Raw genomic sequence first — 19,819 nt, forward strand, 5'->3', positions numbered from 1 at the left:
TAAGGAGGAGAAAGAATGTTTAAGAAATTTGTATCAATTATCTTAGTAGCTGTTTTGGCATTATCATTAGCAGCATGTGGCGCTAAGGACGACAAAAAAGACACTAACAGTGCTACCGAATTTAAGGCTGTTGCAAAAGACAAAATCAAAGTAGCAGTAATCCATATTGGTGATCCTGCTTCCGGTGCTGGTTATACCTTTGCACACGATCAGGGAATCGTAGCTATGCAGAAAGAACTTGGACTGAAGGATGATCAGATTATCCGCAAGAACAATGTAAATGATACGGATGCTGTTGCTATCAAAAATGCAATGGAAGAATGTATCGAAGATGGCGCTAATATTATCTTTGGTACAAGCTGGGGTTATATGGATACCATGGAAGAGCTTGCAAAAGAAAATCCTAAGGTATTATTTGCACACTGCTCCGGTTATAAGAGCAACGGTAAGAACTTCGTTAACTACTTCGGACGTATCTACCAGGCACGTTACCTTGCAGGTATCGCAGCAGGTAAGAAAACAAAGTCTAACAAAATCGGTTTCGTAGCAGCTATGGATGTTAAGAACTCAGAGGTTACCGGTGGTATCAACGCATTTGCAATGGGTGTTGAATCCGTTAATCCTAACGCTAAGGTATATGTAAAAGTTACAAATACATGGTATGATCCTACATTAGAGCAGCAAGCAGCAGAAGCTTTACTTGATGCAGGTTGTGATGTTATCGGTCAGCATGCTGATACAACAGCTCCTCAGTTAGCAGCTCAGGCTAAGGGTGTATGGGGTTGTGGTTACAATTCTGATATGACCAAAGATGCTCCTGAAGCTCACTTAACCGCTCCAATCTGGAACTGGGGTGCATACTATACAGCAGCAGTTCAATCTGTTATTGATGGAAAATGGTCTGGACAGAACTACTACGGTGGTTTAAAAGAAGGATTAGTTGATGTATCTCCTCTTTCTAAGAACTGTGCGGAAGGAACTCAGGCAGCAATCGATGATGCTAAGAAGAAAATGTTAGATGGCTTTAAGGTATTCGAAGGTGACCTCTTTGATAATAAGGGTAACCAGGTTTGCAAGAAGGGTGAATCCTTATCTGATCAAGATATCACAGGCAAGATGAACTGGTACTACAAAAACGTAGTTGTTGAATAATTATAAAATTAGGCTGGTGGCATTGTGGAAAATAAGATGAAAGAAACAATGGCAATCGAACTTAAACAAATAACAAAAACATTTGGGTCGGTTGTGGCGAACAACAAAATAGACCTATCCGTTAAGCAGGGCGAAATACTCGCCCTGCTTGGCGAAAACGGATCAGGTAAAACAACTTTGATGAACATGTTGTCAGGTATTTATAAACCAGATAGCGGTTCTATTTTAATTAATGGGCAACATGCCACAATCAATTCTCCGGAAGATTCCATCAATCTTGGAGTTGGTATGATTCATCAGCATTTTAAGCTGGTAGAGGCATTGTCCGCAACAGATAATATTATATTAGGATCAAAAGAAAAGGGAATCTTCCTTAATAAAAAACGAGCAGATAAAATCAGGGAAATCAGTCAGCATTTTGGACTTAGCATTGACCCCGACAAAAAAGTGTACCAGATGTCCGTAAGCGAAAAGCAAACAGTTGAAATATTGAAAGTGCTTTATCGTAAGGCGGATATTTTGATTTTAGATGAACCGACTGCGGTTCTTACTCCTCAGGAAACAAAGCGTTTGTTTGAAATCTTACGTTTGATGAAAAAGGAAGGGTGTGCCGTTATTATCATCACCCATAAGTTGAACGAGGTTATGGAAATCAGCGATCGTGTCACCATCCTTCGAAAGGGTGAAAGCGTTGCCTCGGTAAATACTTCTGAGACCAGCGCGCAGGAACTGACAGAATTAATGGTGGGAAGACCGGTTGAATTATCGATTAATCACCCAACAACCACATTTGATGAAAATTTATTAGAGGTGCATCACCTAACCGTAAGTGATGAAGAAAATTTTGAGATGATCAAAGATATTACTTTCGAGCTAAACCGTGGAGAAATTCTTGGTGTAGCCGGTGTTGCTGGCAGCGGTCAGAAGGAATTATGTGAGGCGATAGCAGGCCTTCTTCCTGTTAAGAAGGGTGCCATCCTGTATCATAATGAAAACTTGGTTGGTAAGAGTCCAAATGAAATTATAAAAATGGGTATTAGTATGAGCTTTATTCCTGAAGATCGTCTCGGAATGGGTCTTGCGGCGTCAATGGGTATGGTGGATAATATGCTCCTCAAGACGTATAACGAAGGAAATAGTCCTTTTGTTAGCAAGAAGGAAGCCAGAGAGTTGTCAAAACGTCTGGTGAAGCAGCTTGATATCGTGACCCCCGGTGTAGATACCCCGGTAAGAAGATTATCCGGTGGTAATGTACAAAAAGTACTTCTTGGCAGAGAGATTGAATCCGAACCGAATGTATTGATTACCGCTTATGCGGTACGTGGACTTGATATCAATTCCTCTTATACCATCTATGATTTATTAAATGAGCAGAAGAAAAAGGGTGTCGGAATACTGTTTATCGGTGAAGATCTTGATGTTATGCTGGAGCTTTGCGACCGTATTATGGTATTATGTCATGGAGAAATAACCGGTGTAGTGAATACAAAGGATACAACGAAGGAAGAGCTTGGCTTACTGATGACCGGATCTTCCATCAAGAAAGGAGAATCCAAATGACAAACGGGAACAGTAAAACGAAGCAGGAACCGCTGATTCGTGTTGTAAAAAAAGCAGAAATTTCATTTGGAAAAACCTTAGCCTTATATCTATTAGCATTAGTTGTGGCAATTATAGCCGGCGGAATCTTTATTTTCGCAATCGGTAAAAATCCGTTCTCCGTATATGCAACGATTGTAAAGGGAGCCTGGAGAAGCGAGATATCAACAAGAGCAACCATTAAAATAGCAATTCCTCTCTTGATTGCATCCATCGGTATCACTCCTGCCTTCCAGATGAAGTTCTGGAATATCGGAGCAGAAGGACAGATTATCATGGGTGGTATCTTTGCGACCTACTTTGCATTATTCTTTGATAACCTTCCACATGGTTTATTAATTCTTCTGATGTTTGTGGCAGGTATGGTCGGAGGCGGAATATGGGGATTGATTCCAGCATATTTTAAAACCAAATTCGGTACAAATGAGACATTATTCACATTAATGTTAAATTATATCGCATTATATCTGATTAAGTTTTTAACAGAAGGACCGTGGAGAGATCCGGCATCCTCCGGCTTTCCAAAAATCGCATCCTTTGCAGATAACGCCAGATTAGATCTCATCTTTGGCGTACATGCCGGATGGGTGATTGCATTAATTCTTGTGGTATTTATGTTTATTTACTTAAAATATTCAAAGCACGGATATGAAATCAGTGTAGTTGGTGAGAGCATCAATACCGCTCGCTATGCCGGTATGAATGTTAAGAAGATCATTATTCGAACAATGTTTCTTAGTGGTGCTATTTGCGGTATCGCTGGCATGACTCAGGTCAGCGGTGCAGCATATACCCTGGGCGCAGGCGTTGCTGGTGGTGTAGGCTTCACTGCAATTACCGTTGCTTGGTTGGCTAAATTAAACCCCGGTATTATACTGGTTGTCACAGTTCTATTCAGTATGCTTGAGAAGGGCTGTAGCGTAATGGAGAGTACCTTCCAAATCTCTGCATTTGCATCCGGAATATTGCAGGGAATTATCCTCTTCTCCATCCTTGGCTTTGACTTCTTCACCAGATATCGCTTTGCATTAAGAAAGGGGAGACAAGCAGAATGTTAATAAATTTTTTATTTGCCTCAATTAAAGCCGGTACTCCTCTTCTATTCGGTACAACCGGTGAAATCGTAACTGAGAAATCAGGAAGTCTAAACCTTGGTGTAGAAGGTATGATGTATATGGGAGCATTCTTAAGCTTCTATACCGCATTTCATACCGATAACCTAATATTGTCCCTTCTGGCTGCATTTGCAATCGGTGTATTTGCATCATTGATTTATGCTTTTCTGACCGTAACCATGATGGCAAATCAGAATGTATGTGGCTTGACCTTAACCATCTTTGGTATTGGCTTTGCAAGATTCTTCGGAGCAGGCATGGTAGAAGGCGGTAATGCACCGAAGCTTTCCAAACAGTTCATGTCCGTTATCAGTGAGAAGAAGCTTCCGCTTCTAGGTGATATTCCGGTAGTCGGCAAGCTGTTATTCTCCCATAATATATTAGTGTATTTTGCTATAGCAGTTGCAATCCTATGCACAATATACATGTTCCGAACCAGAGCCGGTCTGAATATGAGAGCGGTTGGTGAAAATCCCGCAGCTGCAGATGCCGGCGGTATCAACGTAACCTTCGTAAAATATGTACACATCATGATCGGTGGTGGTATCTGTGCCCTTGGTGGTGCATACCTCGCATTAGTAAATGGTGGTGGTGTATGGAATAACGAAGGTGTAGTAAGCGGACAGGGTTGGATCTCTGTAGCACTCGTTATCTTCGCCAGCTGGAATCCGGCGAAAGCAATCCTTGGATCCTTGATCTTCGGTGCCTTCAGCGTACTACAGTTCTATGTTCCGAAGAATGTAATCGCAATTCCGAATGCATTCTATGTAATGCTTCCGTTCCTAATCACAACGATCGTTCTGATTATCACTTCCATGCGTAAGAGTAAGGAAGGAGCACAACCGGCTAGCTGTGGTATTAACTACTTCCGAGAGGAAAGATAAATTCGATTGGCTGAGTGTGTTATAGGGTTAGTATATCGATGTGTTTCATCGGAATGTAGTTGGTAAGTAGTATAGATATAATAAAATAATAGTGTTTAAAAAAAATCCTTAAGAAATACCGTGATATACCATGCTGTAATGTTTGAGAAGGCGAAAGCAATTCAAATATTACAGAGGGGAATGAGCGGAATTCTTAAGGATTTTTTGTGTTAACTTTGTTGTTGATATCATTTTCTTATATCAATGTGTAATAGAACTTCAATAATAAACAAGATACGTACTATATATACAAATATTAACATTGATTTTACTTGTATTACTAAATGCAGGGTAATATAATTAGAAAAGGTACTATATATCAATATTGGTATGATTACAAAAAATAGTGGTGTAGGAAGTTTAACATAAAGATAGAATATTTGATTCTGATAAAAGTGGTTTACCGGTTTACGGTTTAATGGTAGAGGTAATAGGTACGGGTTTTATTATACACAAACAGAGGAACTATATTACTGTATTATTTTTTCAAAACGGAGGATTTGAAATGAATAAGTACAAAAAGTATTTTAGAAAATTTCTAAAATTGTTTGGGATAACTTTTTCTATTGCAGCATTAATTCTTGTACTATATGTATTTTTAATAACACATGATGTTATTTTTTTAATTATAGGTACTGCTGGATCTTTATTCTTTTTAATGTGTTGGCTTCTTATGCTTAAGGTAATTATAAAAATAAATGATAATCTATAAAATCTATGTAAATATAATCATAAATCGCATCAGTGACTCATGTTAAGAATCGAAGGGTGATACTATTTGAAAAACAGCACACGTAGCACATTCATACATGATATTGCTAGCGAGTAACGGTAGAAAAGAGATTATTATGAGAGGTATAAGATTTTTTATTCCTAATAAATATGATAAATACTTATTGAAAATTTTTGAGCTAATAAATTGTGTGGAATATACTTGGTATATATCTCAAGATGAAGTGTTATTCTTTGACGAGATAGAATGTCAAGTTAGTAATGATTTTTTTAAAACTAGGTGTTTACAGGGTGAAAATTTTATAAAAAAGATAGCTGAATGTAATTGTTTGATATATTTAGTTAATATTCAAGCATATCCTGTAGGTGCATTAAAAGATAACATCTTAACTTATGATGATTTTATAAGAAGCAACTGTGAGATAGTTTTATTATGTGTTGATTCAAAATATGTGGATTTATATAGTAAAAACAATGAATTTACATGTAAGGTCTTTGAAATGTGTATACAGAATAGCTTTGAGAAGGTTGAATATATAACAGATGAAAATGATGAAAGAATAAGATTGAGTTTATGACTTCAAGGAAACTAAAGAACTGTATGCATTGTTAAAGGCATCTGGTAGCTGTAATTATATATTTTGGTAAGTAAATTGGTCAATAAGAATGGAGATATAAAATATGAGTTTTCGATTTTTGAATCTACCGTTATTTATTATTATGTGTAGTTTTTGTAGTATATCGTTAATATATATTGCTTTGGTTAGACGTAGAATAGATAGATTAGGATTATTAATTATATATTACTCTTCTGCATTGATTGGTTTTCTTGCTATTTTATCTAGGGTTTTTGATGAAGTGCTTGTCCAGTATCAAAAATATACAAAAAATATCTTTTGTATATTAATGGGATTACTTATAGTGATATTTATAACTATAATATATATGGCTTTGACTCATAAAGGTGATGAACATTCAAAAAAACTAATAAGGGCTGGATTTTTAGTAATAATAATTGGCATGATACCCGTAACGATTATGTTGATTTTAGATTTAGTTGGAATAGTTTGAGACAGCCAAATATTTTGAAAGGAGAAGAATGTACGTATTAGATATAGAAGTCAAAAATCTATACAATAATTATTTATTTAAAATATTTAATAGAAATGCCAAGCTATTCATGGAAAACTATATATGAGGATTTTATATATTTCGAAAATGGAGAAGAAAACCGGCATTTTTAGTAATGATGTAATGAATGGTGATGAATTTTTAAAATGTATATCTAGAAGCAGTTACTATATGATATTTTGTGATATAAAAGGATATCCCGTCGGCAAAGAAATAACCGAAATAAAAACTTTTGAGGATTTTATAGATAGTTCCTGCGAGATGGTTATTCTTTGTACTGATTCGTGTTATATTGAATTTTATTGTAAAGATCGAGACATCTTAGATTTGGTTTATAATAATTGTGCAGGAGATGGTTTTGAAAAAGTCGAATACATATATGAAGACATACCTGGCAGGAATTTAGTTGCATGGTAAACTGGTGGAATCTTTACGTCACTTTACTAAATAATAAAAACAAAATTGGGTTCAACCTTCTATAGATAGAAATAGAGGATATTAGAGCGTTTACAACATCTAATATCCTCTATTTTTAACTAAATCAGTGCAAAATTGCTGTGAAAAATCAAAGCAATTCCAACTGCTAAATTTTTTGTATCGAAAGTATGCTGGAGCCAATTTGTACAAGAATGAAGATAATCATTAAGCAGCAAGTAAAGGCATAACGGTAAAAACCCTTTGGAGTTTTTTCTTTTTTTATGTACCAGCGTACCTGTTTTCGATATATTATCAGTATCACAATCGCTGCAATTGCAAATGCAAGGTTCATAACAAGAGAGATGCCACCCTGTATGGGTTGACTGAACCTTTGTGTGATAAATAGGTATACTTCGCAGAATATGAAATTATTAATGATATGTAGCAGGATAGACCATTTGATGGAGTACTCAATAGCTACGTAGCCTAATACTAATCCAATAAATGCTGCAAAGATTCCTTGAGCCAGATTTCCATGGAATGCTCCGAACAATATCGCAGATAAAACGATTGCAAAGCGATCCCCATACTTTTGAAGACGACGAAGAACAACACCTCGAAAGATTAATTCTTCGGTAATGGGACCAAGGAAGGAGACATAGAGGAACATCGATATTGTATTTGATTGTCCAAACTCCTCTAGTATTTTTTCTACACTTAAGTGAAATTGATTAAATAGAAACTCGAGTCCGCTACTGATCGGAATGATAAATCCCTGCACAGACATGAATATGATAAAGATTAGGGCGAATTTTTTTGGTGTCATCTTAGCTTTAGCAATAAACAATCTTTTTACTTTCTTTGGATGAATACAACGATAATATAGTAGAATTAATGGTATACCGAATAATATCGCTAACATATAACCTGCACCACTACTGGTTAGGACATTCGTTAATTCCTTCATATGTTCTGGAGTACTATAATATTTATAATCTTTAATCATTAGGTATACCACTAACACAATTGAGGATACGAAAGTAAAAAAGATCATAATCATTTCATAGATTAGAAGACCACCAATAACATAATTAACCGAGTTCTTGACTTGTTTTTTGATTGGAACAGGAGGCTTTGCTACAATTGGATTAAGAGTGGGCTGTATGGGCGCTTCATTCATAAGAATCGGCTCCTTTCATATATTTCAAGTAATTTCCATTATAATAATATTTAGGTGAAAAGTCTATGCCTAGTTTGAATAATCCCCTTCATTGTATTTGTGGTAACAGAAACGGTTGGTTGTCATACTACAGAGATCTAACAATTGCACATAAACTGCAAATGCTTTCAAAATGATATTACTATTTCTGTAATTATTTTAGTGTATTTTATTGTGATAATATCACAGATATATCCTCCCAAGAGTGTTATAGTAAGCCTAGATAAAGACGCGAAGAAGTGTTGGTTGCTTGGATAATCATTGTATGTTGAAGCATCGCCTTGGGCGATAGAATGGAGGATATTATGGCTACGATTAAAATCACAAAGAATAATTTTGAAGAAGAGGTTTTAAAATCGAAGGAACCAATTTTGCTGGATTTCTGGGCATCATGGTGTGGACCATGTCGTATGGTAGCTCCTGCATTGGATGAGATTTCAGATGAGGTAAAGGGCTTTGCCAAAGTAGGAAAGATAAATGTTGATGAAGAGAGTGAATTGGCTTCAAAGTTTCGAGTTATGAGTATCCCGACCCTGATGGTTGTAAAGGATGGAAAGATATCTTCAACTGCAGTCGGTGCAAAACCCAAAAGAGATATCCTTAAGATGTTAGGGGCGTGATTATAATAGAACATTAGCACACTACACCACGAAAAAAACTAAATTGAGAGATTTATGCTTATCAAATATAATCCAAAGACAGGATAAGGGCACATGGAATAGTTCGAGATGTTGATAAAGGAAAGAGAGATATACTATCAAATGCAACTGTATGAAGTCGTTGGTGCTTAGGTCATGTGTTTTATGACCTTATGCACCACTACGTACTTCATCCAAGCGAGAGCGTGTTGCATGTGAAAGTATATCTCTCTTTCCTTGTTTGGTGTCGTCATGTGCCCTTATCCGTTCGGAATTAGTCAAAAAGTGCCCTTATCCGTCCCTTTGTTAACTCTTGATAATTTAGTGAAAATCCGCTATGCTATTGGTAAGAGATAGTATGGAGGTAATAGAATGATAGATAAGAAGGAGGATCTGGTTTTCTTACAGGATACGTTAAGCTTTTGGAAGGATATCACAGATATACAGAAGAATTCATTGAGACAAGTGATAAGCAAGAAGCATTTTAATGTTGGCGAGTTTATGCATAGTAATTCTGAGAATTGCTCCGGTTTATTTTTAATCAAAAGTGGGCAGGTACGAGCATATATCGTCTCCGAAAGTGGGAAAGAGATTACACTTTATCGTTTGTTTGACCGTGATGTGTGTATCTTTTCAGCCTCCTGTATGATGAAAAACATATCCTTTGATATCTATATTGAGGTTGAGAAGGAGACACAGGCATACTTGATTCCTACCTCAACTTTTAATAAATTATCTACGGAGTCCATACCTATTCAGACCTTTACGAATAACCTAATGGCTTCACGTTTTACGGATGTGATGTGGATTATGGAACAGGCATTGTTTATGAGCTTTGATAAACGTCTCGCCACATTTTTGATTGAGCAGTCTAATATAGAGGAAGCGGATCTTCTGGGGATTACGCATGAGAAGATTGCAAATCATCTGGGCACGGCGAGAGAAGTAGTAACCAGAATGTTAAAGTATTTTCAGAATGAAGGTATGGTACGACTAAGCCGAGGTACAATACAGATTATTGACCGGGATGGTCTTGAAGATTTATCGGAAAGATGAAGGTAGAAGAATGGAAAAAACAATACGTGAACAGCTCGAAGAGCTGTCGGAGGAAAAATACCGTGTATTTACCGCATCCCTAACGCCCGGAAGAGAGAATATACTGGGGGTTAGATTACCTGCTTTAAGAAAGCTGGCATCCAAGATCGTGAAGGAAGATTGGAGAGCGTACCTGAAGGAGGCATCCGAGGATTCGATGGAGGAGCTTATGCTCCAAGGCATGGTGATTGGTGCTTGTAAAGCAGATATTGATGAGGTGCTTACACTTGCTGCGGATTATATCCCTAAGTTGGATTGCTGGTCGGTATGTGACAGCTTTTGTACCAGCTTGAAGATAACAAAGAAGCATCCGGAGCAGATGTGGGACTTTATTCAGAAATATTTTCATTCAGAACGGGAGTATGAGATTCGATTTGGGGTGGTAATGCTTTTAAATTATCTAACACCGGAGCATGCGCCTACTGCTTTTGAACATTTTGACCGCATCAAGCATGAGGGGTACTATGTAAAAATGGCAGTGGCATGGGTTATATCGATCTATTACATTCATCTTCCGGAGCTTACCGTGCAATATTTGAAGAAGAATCAACTGGATGATTTTACGTATAACAAAGCACTGCAAAAAATTACAGAGTCATTAAAGGTGGATGCGAATACGAAGGCTTTCATCCGTAGCATGAAGAGAAAATAATTATAATGAGAATGTTGCATACGATCTTTCATAGATGTAAAGTTTATGCGATATTCTCATTATTTGCTTATCATGGATGTAGAAGATATGTTGCAATTTTCACTAAATTATGACAAAATGATAGTATGATTAATACATTGAAAGAATAAGGGGGAACTACCATGAGATTAACATTTTTAGGTGCGGCACATGAAGTTACAGGAAGCTGTTATCTTCTAGAGGCTTGCGGCAAAAACATACTGATTGATTGTGGTATGGAGCAGGGAAAAGATACCTATGTCAATGTGGAGATTCCTGTGGCATCCGCGGATATCGACGCAGTGCTATTGACGCATGCTCATATGGATCATTCGGGTAAATTACCATTAATATATACACAGGGATTTCGAGGAGCGATACATACCACTAGTGCCACGAGTGCACTATGTGATATTATGCTTCGTGACAGCGCACATATTCAGATGGCCGAAGCGGAGTGGAAGAATCGAAAAAGCAGACGTGCCGGTGAGCATCAGGCACTTCCGCTCTATGATATGGAAGCGGCCATGGCTACAACCAGATTGTTTGTATCTCATGAATATAAAGAAAAATCTTCGATATTTAACGGAATTGAGATACGCTTTATCGATGTAGGACATTTGCTTGGTTCCGCCAGTATTGAGGTTTGGATTACAGAGGAGGGTGTGACAAAGAAGATTGTATTCTCCGGAGATATCGGTAATCTGAATCAACCATTAATTAATGACCCTGAATATATAGAAGAAGCAGATTATGTTGTTATGGAATCTACTTACGGCGATCGCAGTCATGGTGAGCTGCCGGATTATATCGGGGATTTAACCTCAATTATACAGAAAACCTTCGATCGAGGAGGAAATGTTGTAATTCCTTCTTTTGCAGTGGGTAGAACACAGGTTTTATTATATTATTTACGCAAGATTAAGGATGAGAAACTCGTAACTGGCCACGGTGATTTTAAGGTATATGTGGATAGCCCGTTAGCGATAGAAGCAACACAGATTTTTCATGAGCATATGATTGGATACTTTGATCAGGATGCGATGAATCTAGTAAATAAGGGAATTAACCCCCTCTCCTTCCCGGGATTATGCACCTCCATTACCTCTGACGAGTCCAAGGCGATAAATTTTGATGATGCACCGAAGGTAATCATCTCCGCATCCGGTATGTGTGAGGCGGGACGAATTCGCCATCACCTAAAGCATAACTTGTGGAGAAAGGACAGTACGATTGTATTCGTCGGATATCAGGCAGTAGGAACACTGGGACGTATGCTTTTGGAAGGCGCAACCGAAGTAAAACTGTTTGGTGAACCGATTCAGGTTGCTGCTGAGATCTGCAAATTAGCCGGTGTAAGCGGTCATGCTGACAGAGAAGGTCTTGTTAAATGGTTGGGTAGCTTTAAGAAGAAACCGGATAAGGTGTTTGTTGTTCACGGTGATACGCAGATTTGCGAATTCTTTACCGAATACATCTCCAAAGATTTGGGATATACTGCATACGCTCCGTTTAGCGGAACGACCTATGATTTAGCTGGAAATGTATTAGTGAAGGAAGGGAAACCGATTACTGCTGATACGAAGACGGAGGAAAACAAAGCGGTACCGGATACTGTATATGACCGACTTGTTATTGCGGGGAAACGATTGGCAGCAGTGATTACGCATAATAAAGGAGGAGCCAATAAGGATCTGGCAAAATTCTTGGGGCAGATTAATTCACTTTGTGACAAATGGGACAGATAATTCTCATATAATATAATATAATAGAATAGATGAATGAGTAAGGAATTACTCGTTATAATAGTAAAAGGTATTTCAAAAGCAAACCATTCGAGGAAAGCTGAGAGATACCTTTTTCCTTTCCGAAAGTAATGTAATCTGTGAAGATAATTACGCATTAGAAGGTCAACCAATTCCTTTATAATATGACAACTATTAAATTATCGGTATCCGTTGGAGGTCAACTTGGAAAATTATAAATTATTAGAATATTATCGTATGTTTTCAACAAAAGAATTTGAAGAAGCAAACTATTATTCAGGGAATGATTTGGGGGCGCAGTGGACAAAGGAAATGACACATTTTAAAGTATGGGCGCCCACGGCCGAGCTGGTGGTCTTAAACTTATACCGAAGTGGTTATGAAGATGATAAATTTCAAACAATCTCTATGAATAAGGATGTTGCAGGCACCTGGAGTGTTATTGTAGAGGGAAATCTAAATCTTATATATTATACCTATTCCGTAACAGTGGATGGTGAGAATAATGAGGCAGTTGATCCCTATGCGAAAGCGGTCGGTGTCAATGGGTTACGCGGGATGGTCATTGATTTAAAAGCAACAAATCCACCAGGGTTTGAAGAGGAGCATCATCTGCCCATACTGAACTACACAGATGCCGTTATCTATGAACTGCATGTTAGGGATTTTTCTGCGGATATTAATTCTGGTATGGTGCATAAAGGGAAATATCTTGCATTTACAGAGAGGGGAACAAAGAACGGGTATGGTGATACAACCGGAGTGGATTATTTGAAGGAACTAGGAATCACGCATGTTCATATCTTACCGGTATTTGATTATGCTAGCGTGGATGAAAGCAGGATGAGTGAATCTCAATATAATTGGGGGTATGATCCGAAGAATTATAATGCTCCGGAGGGCTCCTATTCAACTGACCCATATCATGGAGAAGTCAGAGTGCGTGAATTAAAGCAAATGGTACAGTCGCTCCATCAACAGGGAATACGCGTTGTGATGGATGTGGTATATAATCATACTTGGGAAAATAAGGACTCGAGTTTTAATAAAATTGTTCCGGGGTACTATTATCGATTAACGTCGGAGGGGTATTTTTCGAATGCGTCAGGCTGTGGCAGTGAAACTGCATCGGAACACGTTATGATGCGAAAGTTTATGGTGGACTCTTTATTATACTGGGCAAAGGAATACCATATAGATGGTTTCCGATTCGACTTGATGGGAATTCATGATATAAGAACTATGAATGAAATTAGATGGGCTTTAAATGAGGTTGATCCTGATATTCTTGTATACGGAGAAGGTTGGACGGGAGGACTGAGCCCACTGCCGGACTGGGAGAGAGCATTAAAGATTAATATAAAGCATATGGATCACGGAATTGGTGTGTTTAATGATAATCTGCGTGATGGTGTGAAGGGGAGTGTATTCGCCGGAACGGAGAGAGGCTTCATTGGCTGTAGAACCGACATGGAGAACACCATTAAGTTCGGTGTTGTAGCTGCCACTCAACATGATACCATTGATTATTGGAGGGTGTTATATTCCAACTCCTATTGGGCAGCAGAACCTACGCAGTGCGTTAATTATACTTCGGCTCATGACAATCTGACGTTATGGGATAAGATAAATCTTACCGATCCTTCATTAAACAGAGAAGAGTTAGTAAGAATGAATTTATTATCCGCGGCTATCATATTAACCTGTCAGGGAATACCGTTCTTTCAGGCAGGGGAGGAATTCTTAAGAAGCAAACCGCTGAATGCTGAAAAATTATTATTTGAAGGGAACAGTTATTCTTCACCAGATTCCATCAACAGTCTGAAGTGGAATGACAGGACACAGAATAAAGAGGTCGTGGAATATTACACAGGGCTAATCGCTTTTCGTAAGGCACACAGTTCATTAAGAATGACGAAAACTGAGGAGATACAGCAATATCTTCGATTCTTCGAATGGCTGGAACCTAATATTGTAGCTTATCAACTCACACATCCGGATGACAACGAAATCTGTATAATCTATAATGCAAACAGAGACGCAAAGACCATTCAGATTCCGGAAGGTCAGTGGGAAGTTCATGTCAAAGGGAAAAATGCTGGTACCCGAATACTGGAGCAGGTATTTGGTGGGGAAGTTGTCGTAGAGCCTATCTCCATGACGGTCTTAGTGAGGTAAAGGTGACTGGGGTGCAATATCTTATTGTTCCGAAAAAGGATTATATTGTACCCCAGCCACATATTACATAAATATTCATTGTCTAGCCTTTCGTAAACACCGCTCTATTTCCAAGTTCGAATTTGCCACCTGCACCGATTTCAAAATGGGCTTTAGCAATTCCCAGGTCTATGAGCTGGTGACTATCGGTTTTCGTTACTTCACCCGTTACTATTCCGTTCTCATAGCAGAACATGACAGGTTGGCGATTTATCGCGGAGGGAGCTTTTTGTACAGCCTTCATTCCTTCCGTAAACCATTGTGGGGCAGGTGTAATTGCCGTACTTAACTGCTCAATGGTTTTTGTTCCACGATGGGCTAGTTTATAGATTGCATTCTCCTTAAAGGTTTTCTTCTCACTAACATTTCCGATGGATATGACCAATACAAGTGTTTCGCCATCATCAATAGAGCAGGGAAGTTTCTTACGGTTGTAGGTTCCGGCTATCCAACAGGTACCTAGTCCAAGCATAGTTGCCTCCAAAACCAGTAATTCTCCGTAATATCCTACTTTCTCTTTCAGGTGTGGGTCATTCGTCTTTCCTACCATAGCGATAAAGCTATCCACTCCACTAAACATACCATAGCTTGAAGTAATACCTTGAAAAGCTTCCTTGCCATGCTCTACTAACTGGATGGATAATCCACTTTGCTCGTTATATTGCTCAATCAAGGAGCGTAATTGAGATATTTTATCCGGTGTTATGGAAGTACCAAGGTAGGTACGCCTAGATTGTCGTAAGTTAATTGCTTCGATTTGATTCATGTTAAAATCCCTTTCATTACGATATTTTATATGAATGTTGCGAATGAATATTTATGTAATCTACTTTAGCATAAATAAAGAAAGGATTACAATTATCAAATATAGTATAAGTGTAACAATCCCCAGAAAATAACATCGAAATTTCGCGAATTATGTTTGACAGTATTATGGAAATAACCTAAACTGAGGTTATAGATATACTTACGATAAACATGTTTAATAGAGAATACAGGGGGATAATATACGTGAGAAGCACTAATTCATCTGTCCTGGTACTGATTAAAACAATAAAATACATATTAATAGCAGCAATCCTTTTGATACTTATCGCAGTAGTTGTATTGTATAAGTATAATACCCGTAGAGAATATGAGGACAAAAACATTCTAAATATATTCGGTAAACAAAGAATGTATACTCAGATGATGGGTAAAGACGCCAATCGGTTATATTATCTGGTGAAAGAGAAAAACCAGTCTGATATTGGGGAGGCAGAGGTCGAGATCAATAAAGAGATTGCTAGTCTCCGAATAAATTTACAGGAGGAAAGGGACAGATTTGCATCAAATCTGGTAGCTTTTCATAACTACAACATTAATGTAAATGGGAGAAAAATACATATTAATGCAAAGGTAATTAATCAGTCAGAGTATTTAACACAAATTGATGCACTCTGGAAAGAATTTGATCAAGCAATTCATGACATTATTGAAGCGGATAATACACAAGAGATAATTAGTGGTGCAAGGTTTGTTAATAATAATAATTTATTGTTGCTCAACCTTTCAGAAAGCCTTTTTCAGCAGGTTCAAGATAGCACAATTAAAACAGATAAAAGATATGAACATGTTGCATATGCATTAATTGGTTTGCAGATTTTTATCATAATTGTGTCATTGATCGGATTAAGTAATTATTTATTTCGACCATATTATCAGTTATATAGAGGGCTATCGGATATAGGACTTACTGAGATGAAAACTCATAATAATCTATCGATCCAGAAGAATATGAAGCCGATGGTTGATGAGGTAAATGGGATATTCTTAAAAATTACGAAATTGATTTCATTGATCGAGAACATGAATAATAATAATTCATTCATGGAGATATTGACTTACATAAATAATACATTTTCTACATTTATACCATTTAATTACATTGGTATCGCTTTGATGAGCAATGATAAGAAGATGATAAAAGCATCCTATGGTGTAACGGACGGCTCGGTTATGGGATTGACAGAAAAATTAATGGGATTAGGTTGGTATCTGAATGAGACAAGCCTTGATAAGGTACTGGAGTCCGGAGAAGCCAGAATTATCAATGATTTGGAGCAATATTGTGATGGAGCCCCGTTAAAGCTTTATAACAAGATGCTTCTGGAATATGGAATTAAGGCATCAATTGCTTTACCGTTAAAAGTCAACAAAGAACCGGTGGGCATGATTTTCTTCTCCAGTATTAACAAGAATGTTTATACAATAGAGCATTCTAATTTTTTAGGCACTTTGGCAAATAGTATTGCAATCAGTTTAAACCAGAATATTATAACCAAAGATATCATTTTCAGTAGCATCCTGGCACTGGCGAAATTATCAGAGGCGCGTGATGAAGATACCGGAGAGCATATGGAGCGTATGGCGAAATATTCAAGATTGATCGCCAAGTTATTGTATGAAAATGAATTATATACCGATACAATCACACTGGAGTACATCGAAAAGATATATGAGTTCAGTCCTTTGCATGATATCGGTAAGGTTGGGATCATGGATGACATTCTGTTAAAACCCAGCAGGCTGACTGAGAATGAATTTGAAGAAATGAAAAGGCATGCTAAGTTCGGTGGACAGGTGTTAAGGACAGCTGATAAAAACCTGCATGATAAAGGAAAGAGCTTGTTCGGAATCGGAATCGAGATTGCAGAGGCTCATCATGAAAAATGGGATGGATCCGGTTATCCCTTCAGGAAAAAAGGAAATGAGATTCCGTTAAGTGCAAGGATTGTAGCAATTGCGGATGTGTTTGATGCACTAACAAGTAAGCGTCCGTATAAAGAGGCATTTCCACTTGAAGATTCCTTCCGTATTATCGAGGAGGGAAGAGGAAAGCATTTTGATCCCACCATTGTTGATGTATTTTTACAAAATCGTAATCAAATTGAAAAGCTTTATCATAAGTTCAATAAAACTATATGAATTGACGGCTGGCGGACGTTTTCTTACGAGGGACGGTTGTTAGCCTGAGGTATTCTATTTGATGGTGAATGCACCCAAATATCAGTTTGTGTAGTTTATCACATTTAGGTTAATGAATAGCGTATGTATTATTATCCATACAGAAGACACGTTTTCACTCGTTGTCGCACGTAGTGGTTCATAAGGTCGTAACAGATGTTCCATCTGTCACAACCTAAGAACCAACGGCGACAAACGGTCTCTGTATCGATTAATAATACATACGCTATTTTAAAAGTATTGAAGTGATAAATGTATAAAGAAAGTATGGACGCAATAAAAATAGTAGAACCTCAGGCTATTCACCTGTTTTTGAAAAAATCGTGAGGAGACCTTTTTAACGCTTGTGTAGGTTATTATATTTTCAATTTAATAAAAATTTTATGTCAATATTTGAATAGTATAGGAAGGTTTTAAAATGCAAATATTATAACATAAGCAAATATCTGACGGCTTATTTTTTGGAGGTGTTTCATATGGGGAAAATAGAAAACGCAAAGGATAAGATTGTAGGAAAGGTAGTGGAAACAACAGGTAAGATTACAAATGATCAGGAACTTGAATTTACCGGAAAATTTAAGAATATGACAACAGAAGTGAAAGACAAATTCGGTAATGTAAAAGAAAACATGTTCCAGGAAGCAAATAATCTTATGGATCGGGCAAACGAGAAACTGAAAAATAAAAAAGATAAGATGTCTTGAAAGGAGTAACATTATGGTATTTGTTATGCCTACTATTACAAGTATTATTGTATGGATTATATTAGGAGCGATATCCGGATGGATAGCAAGTTTAATTACAGGCAAGAGTAAAGAGATGGGTATGTGGGCGAATCTCTTATTCGGTATCGTTGGCGCATTTGTCGGTGGTTGGGTGGCTAGTATATTTGGACTTGCACCTGCAACCGGTTTAAATCTATGGAGCTTTGTAGTAGCCATAGTGGGAGCTGTGATTGTATTAGGTATTGTTAGTCTATTTAAGAGCAGAGATTAAAATAGCTATATTAAAAAGTGATGAAGTTATAAATGGACTGACCCGCATAAGTTAAATTTTTAGGTTCAACTTATAAGGGTCAGTTCATTATTCATCACTTTTTTATAGTTTTATATGGTTGCATGTCTTAGGGAAGAGCAACATGATTGCACTTCTACTGGGACATATAGTATCTCTACATGAACTTTTTCTTTTTAAAGAAGATAAAACAAATGATTGCAACAATAATACATAGTATGGAAACGAAAAGATATCCATATCGCCAAGTGATTTCCGGCATAGATGTGAAATTCATACCATACCACCCAACGATTAATGTCAATGGAAGAAAGACGGTTGTGACAACCGTAAATATCTTCATGATTCGATTAAGATCATACTCTAATTGTGCATGATAAGCCTCTCGAACATGAACTGCATATTCCTGTAGCATTCTGGTATTATTGCTTAATCGCTCAGCACGGCTGGCAAATACACTGAAATAATGAACATTTGCTTCGTCGAATATATCGATGGCGTTTTCTTCTAATACTTCTCCAATTGTGACAAACTGTTGAAAATAATTATCTATCAGCATAAGCCTTTTTCTTACGTCCGTAATTTTATGAGTGAAATCATTATCCATCTTTAGATCATCAATTTTTTCCTCGTAACCGGTGATTTCATCTTCAATATCCTCAAGAATGGCGTAATCTTCACTGATAAATTTCTCGAGTACTGTAAAGAATAAACGCTCTTGAGTCAACTTATTCAAATTCAGATTGCTTAATATGTCCTGGAATTTAATCTTAGAGCTCTCATCTCTATCTTCAATGATAACAATTAGCATAAGATTTTTTTTAATATAAAGACCTAGACGATCCTGAAGCTTGATAATTTGGTTGGGATTTATCGCAATGATTACACCGAACATATAATCATAATAGGAATTTAGCGTTCCATGAATATGCCGTCCCCCATTCTTGCATTCAGCAATTGTGATGTAGGAAAACCCAAATTGCTCATAACATTGTACAAGCTCATCTAAGGTGATTATACCAATGGTTAACTTATCCGGATTCACATCAATACTCTGTATCTCTTTAATTTCATCTTGAATCTGGTAGAACATAATTACTCCTCTCCTAACAATCTATTTCTAAA

At 37.3% G+C, this 19,819-nt stretch carries 18 protein-coding genes; 15 read left to right on the plus strand and 3 right to left on the minus strand.

What is annotated here, in order from left to right; genetic code table 11:
- The first annotated feature begins 15 nt into the window (after positions 1–15).
- From AC6IWN_RS18505 to AC6IWN_RS18535, 7 genes are all read left to right on the plus strand, one after another.
- Positions 16–1,152, plus strand: a complete 1,137-nt coding sequence (locus tag AC6IWN_RS18505; protein WP_497989546.1) for a BMP family ABC transporter substrate-binding protein — start codon at positions 16–18, stop codon at positions 1,150–1,152.
- Positions 1,153–1,188: 36 nt separating this feature from the next.
- Complete coding sequence (locus AC6IWN_RS18510) at positions 1,189–2,712, plus strand: ABC transporter ATP-binding protein (RefSeq protein ID WP_497992224.1); 1,524 nt, start codon at positions 1,189–1,191, stop codon at positions 2,710–2,712.
- On the plus strand, positions 2,709–3,809 hold the full coding sequence (locus tag AC6IWN_RS18515) for an ABC transporter permease (protein WP_497989548.1): 1,101 nt from the start codon (positions 2,709–2,711) through the stop codon (positions 3,807–3,809). The genes AC6IWN_RS18510 and AC6IWN_RS18515 overlap by 4 nt, the downstream gene beginning before the upstream one ends.
- Positions 3,803–4,750, plus strand: a complete 948-nt coding sequence (locus AC6IWN_RS18520) for an ABC transporter permease (protein WP_497989550.1) — start codon at positions 3,803–3,805, stop codon at positions 4,748–4,750. The genes AC6IWN_RS18515 and AC6IWN_RS18520 overlap by 7 nt, the downstream gene beginning before the upstream one ends.
- 887 nt (positions 4,751–5,637) lie before the next feature.
- Positions 5,638–6,099 carry a DUF2691 family protein gene (locus tag AC6IWN_RS18525; protein ID WP_497989552.1) on the plus strand — a complete coding sequence of 154 codons (462 nt, stop codon included), beginning with the start codon at positions 5,638–5,640 and terminating at the stop codon, positions 6,097–6,099.
- A 103-nt stretch (positions 6,100–6,202) separates the two neighbouring features.
- Positions 6,203–6,592 carry a hypothetical protein gene (locus AC6IWN_RS18530; RefSeq protein WP_497989554.1) on the plus strand — a complete coding sequence of 130 codons (390 nt, stop codon included), beginning with the start codon at positions 6,203–6,205 and terminating at the stop codon, positions 6,590–6,592.
- A gap of 123 nt (positions 6,593–6,715) precedes the next feature.
- Complete coding sequence (locus tag AC6IWN_RS18535) at positions 6,716–7,069, plus strand: DUF2691 family protein (protein WP_497989556.1); 354 nt, start codon at positions 6,716–6,718, stop codon at positions 7,067–7,069.
- A 166-nt stretch (positions 7,070–7,235) separates the two neighbouring features.
- On the opposite strand, the gene AC6IWN_RS18540 is transcribed toward AC6IWN_RS18535, so the two are convergent.
- Positions 7,236–8,249, minus strand: a complete 1,014-nt coding sequence (locus AC6IWN_RS18540) for a CPBP family intramembrane glutamic endopeptidase (RefSeq protein ID WP_497989558.1) — start codon at positions 8,247–8,249, stop codon at positions 7,236–7,238.
- Between the two features lie 332 nt (positions 8,250–8,581).
- Here AC6IWN_RS18540 and trxA point away from each other — a divergent pair, with 332 nt between their 5' ends.
- The 5 genes from trxA (at position 8,582) to pulA (ending at position 14,635) form a co-directional block, all read left to right on the plus strand.
- A complete protein-coding gene (gene trxA / locus AC6IWN_RS18545; protein WP_497989560.1) occupies positions 8,582–8,908 on the plus strand; it encodes a thioredoxin in 327 nt (108 codons plus the stop codon).
- Positions 8,909–9,298: 390 nt separating this feature from the next.
- Positions 9,299–9,982 carry a Crp/Fnr family transcriptional regulator gene (locus AC6IWN_RS18550; RefSeq protein ID WP_497989562.1) on the plus strand — a complete coding sequence of 228 codons (684 nt, stop codon included), beginning with the start codon at positions 9,299–9,301 and terminating at the stop codon, positions 9,980–9,982.
- A gap of 10 nt (positions 9,983–9,992) precedes the next feature.
- Complete coding sequence (locus AC6IWN_RS18555; protein ID WP_497989564.1) at positions 9,993–10,673, plus strand: DNA alkylation repair protein; 681 nt, start codon at positions 9,993–9,995, stop codon at positions 10,671–10,673.
- Positions 10,674–10,834: 161 nt separating this feature from the next.
- Complete coding sequence (locus AC6IWN_RS18560) at positions 10,835–12,439, plus strand: MBL fold metallo-hydrolase RNA specificity domain-containing protein (RefSeq protein WP_497989566.1); 1,605 nt, start codon at positions 10,835–10,837, stop codon at positions 12,437–12,439.
- A gap of 222 nt (positions 12,440–12,661) precedes the next feature.
- The gene (gene pulA, locus AC6IWN_RS18565; protein ID WP_497989567.1) at positions 12,662–14,635 is read left to right on the plus strand and encodes a type I pullulanase; all 1,974 of its coding nucleotides are present in this window, start codon (positions 12,662–12,664) and stop codon (positions 14,633–14,635) included.
- A gap of 82 nt (positions 14,636–14,717) precedes the next feature.
- Here the strand turns inward: pulA and AC6IWN_RS18570 are convergent, their stop codons facing one another.
- Positions 14,718–15,440: a nitroreductase family protein gene (locus AC6IWN_RS18570; protein WP_497989569.1), complete on the minus strand. Its 723-nt coding sequence runs from the start codon at positions 15,438–15,440 to the stop codon at positions 14,718–14,720.
- Between the two features lie 245 nt (positions 15,441–15,685).
- Here AC6IWN_RS18570 and AC6IWN_RS18575 point away from each other — a divergent pair, with 245 nt between their 5' ends.
- The 3 genes from AC6IWN_RS18575 (at position 15,686) to AC6IWN_RS18585 (ending at position 18,676) form a co-directional block, all read left to right on the plus strand.
- Complete coding sequence (locus AC6IWN_RS18575; RefSeq protein WP_497989571.1) at positions 15,686–17,641, plus strand: HD-GYP domain-containing protein; 1,956 nt, start codon at positions 15,686–15,688, stop codon at positions 17,639–17,641.
- 515 nt (positions 17,642–18,156) lie between these two features.
- Positions 18,157–18,384: a CsbD family protein gene (locus tag AC6IWN_RS18580; RefSeq protein ID WP_497989572.1), complete on the plus strand. Its 228-nt coding sequence runs from the start codon at positions 18,157–18,159 to the stop codon at positions 18,382–18,384.
- 13 nt (positions 18,385–18,397) lie between these two features.
- Positions 18,398–18,676: a GlsB/YeaQ/YmgE family stress response membrane protein gene (locus tag AC6IWN_RS18585; RefSeq protein WP_497989574.1), complete on the plus strand. Its 279-nt coding sequence runs from the start codon at positions 18,398–18,400 to the stop codon at positions 18,674–18,676.
- A 175-nt stretch (positions 18,677–18,851) separates the two neighbouring features.
- On the opposite strand, the gene AC6IWN_RS18590 is transcribed toward AC6IWN_RS18585, so the two are convergent.
- Entirely contained in the window at positions 18,852–19,787 is a 936-nt protein-coding gene (locus AC6IWN_RS18590) for a magnesium transporter CorA family protein (RefSeq protein ID WP_497989576.1), read from the minus strand.
- Positions 19,788–19,819 lie beyond the last annotated feature (32 nt).

Source organism: Variimorphobacter sp. HTMS_6 (assembly GCF_059717775.1).

Excerpts from the sequence above, each read along its gene's own strand:
- AC6IWN_RS18505 (WP_497989546.1), top strand. The coding sequence starts at position 16 with ATGTTTAAGAAATTTGTATCAATTATCTTAGTAGCTGTTTTGGCATTA.
- AC6IWN_RS18555 (WP_497989564.1), top strand. The coding sequence starts at position 9,993 with ATGGAAAAAACAATACGTGAACAGCTCGAAGAGCTGTCGGAGGAAAAA.
- AC6IWN_RS18580 (WP_497989572.1), top strand. The coding sequence starts at position 18,157 with ATGGGGAAAATAGAAAACGCAAAGGATAAGATTGTAGGAAAGGTAGTG.
- trxA (WP_497989560.1), top strand. The coding sequence starts at position 8,582 with ATGGAGGATATTATGGCTACGATTAAAATCACAAAGAATAATTTTGAA.
- AC6IWN_RS18525 (WP_497989552.1), top strand. The coding sequence starts at position 5,638 with ATGAGAGGTATAAGATTTTTTATTCCTAATAAATATGATAAATACTTA.
- AC6IWN_RS18550 (WP_497989562.1), top strand. The coding sequence starts at position 9,299 with ATGATAGATAAGAAGGAGGATCTGGTTTTCTTACAGGATACGTTAAGC.
- AC6IWN_RS18520 (WP_497989550.1), top strand. The coding sequence starts at position 3,803 with ATGTTAATAAATTTTTTATTTGCCTCAATTAAAGCCGGTACTCCTCTT.
- AC6IWN_RS18585 (WP_497989574.1), top strand. The coding sequence starts at position 18,398 with ATGGTATTTGTTATGCCTACTATTACAAGTATTATTGTATGGATTATA.
- AC6IWN_RS18540 (WP_497989558.1), bottom strand. The coding sequence starts at position 8,249 with ATGAATGAAGCGCCCATACAGCCCACTCTTAATCCAATTGTAGCAAAG.
- AC6IWN_RS18530 (WP_497989554.1), top strand. The coding sequence starts at position 6,203 with ATGAGTTTTCGATTTTTGAATCTACCGTTATTTATTATTATGTGTAGT.
- AC6IWN_RS18560 (WP_497989566.1), top strand. The coding sequence starts at position 10,835 with ATGAGATTAACATTTTTAGGTGCGGCACATGAAGTTACAGGAAGCTGT.
- AC6IWN_RS18515 (WP_497989548.1), top strand. The coding sequence starts at position 2,709 with ATGACAAACGGGAACAGTAAAACGAAGCAGGAACCGCTGATTCGTGTT.
- AC6IWN_RS18510 (WP_497992224.1), top strand. The coding sequence starts at position 1,189 with ATGAAAGAAACAATGGCAATCGAACTTAAACAAATAACAAAAACATTT.
- AC6IWN_RS18535 (WP_497989556.1), top strand. The coding sequence starts at position 6,716 with ATGAGGATTTTATATATTTCGAAAATGGAGAAGAAAACCGGCATTTTT.
- AC6IWN_RS18570 (WP_497989569.1), bottom strand. The coding sequence starts at position 15,440 with ATGAATCAAATCGAAGCAATTAACTTACGACAATCTAGGCGTACCTAC.
- AC6IWN_RS18590 (WP_497989576.1), bottom strand. The coding sequence starts at position 19,787 with ATGTTCTACCAGATTCAAGATGAAATTAAAGAGATACAGAGTATTGAT.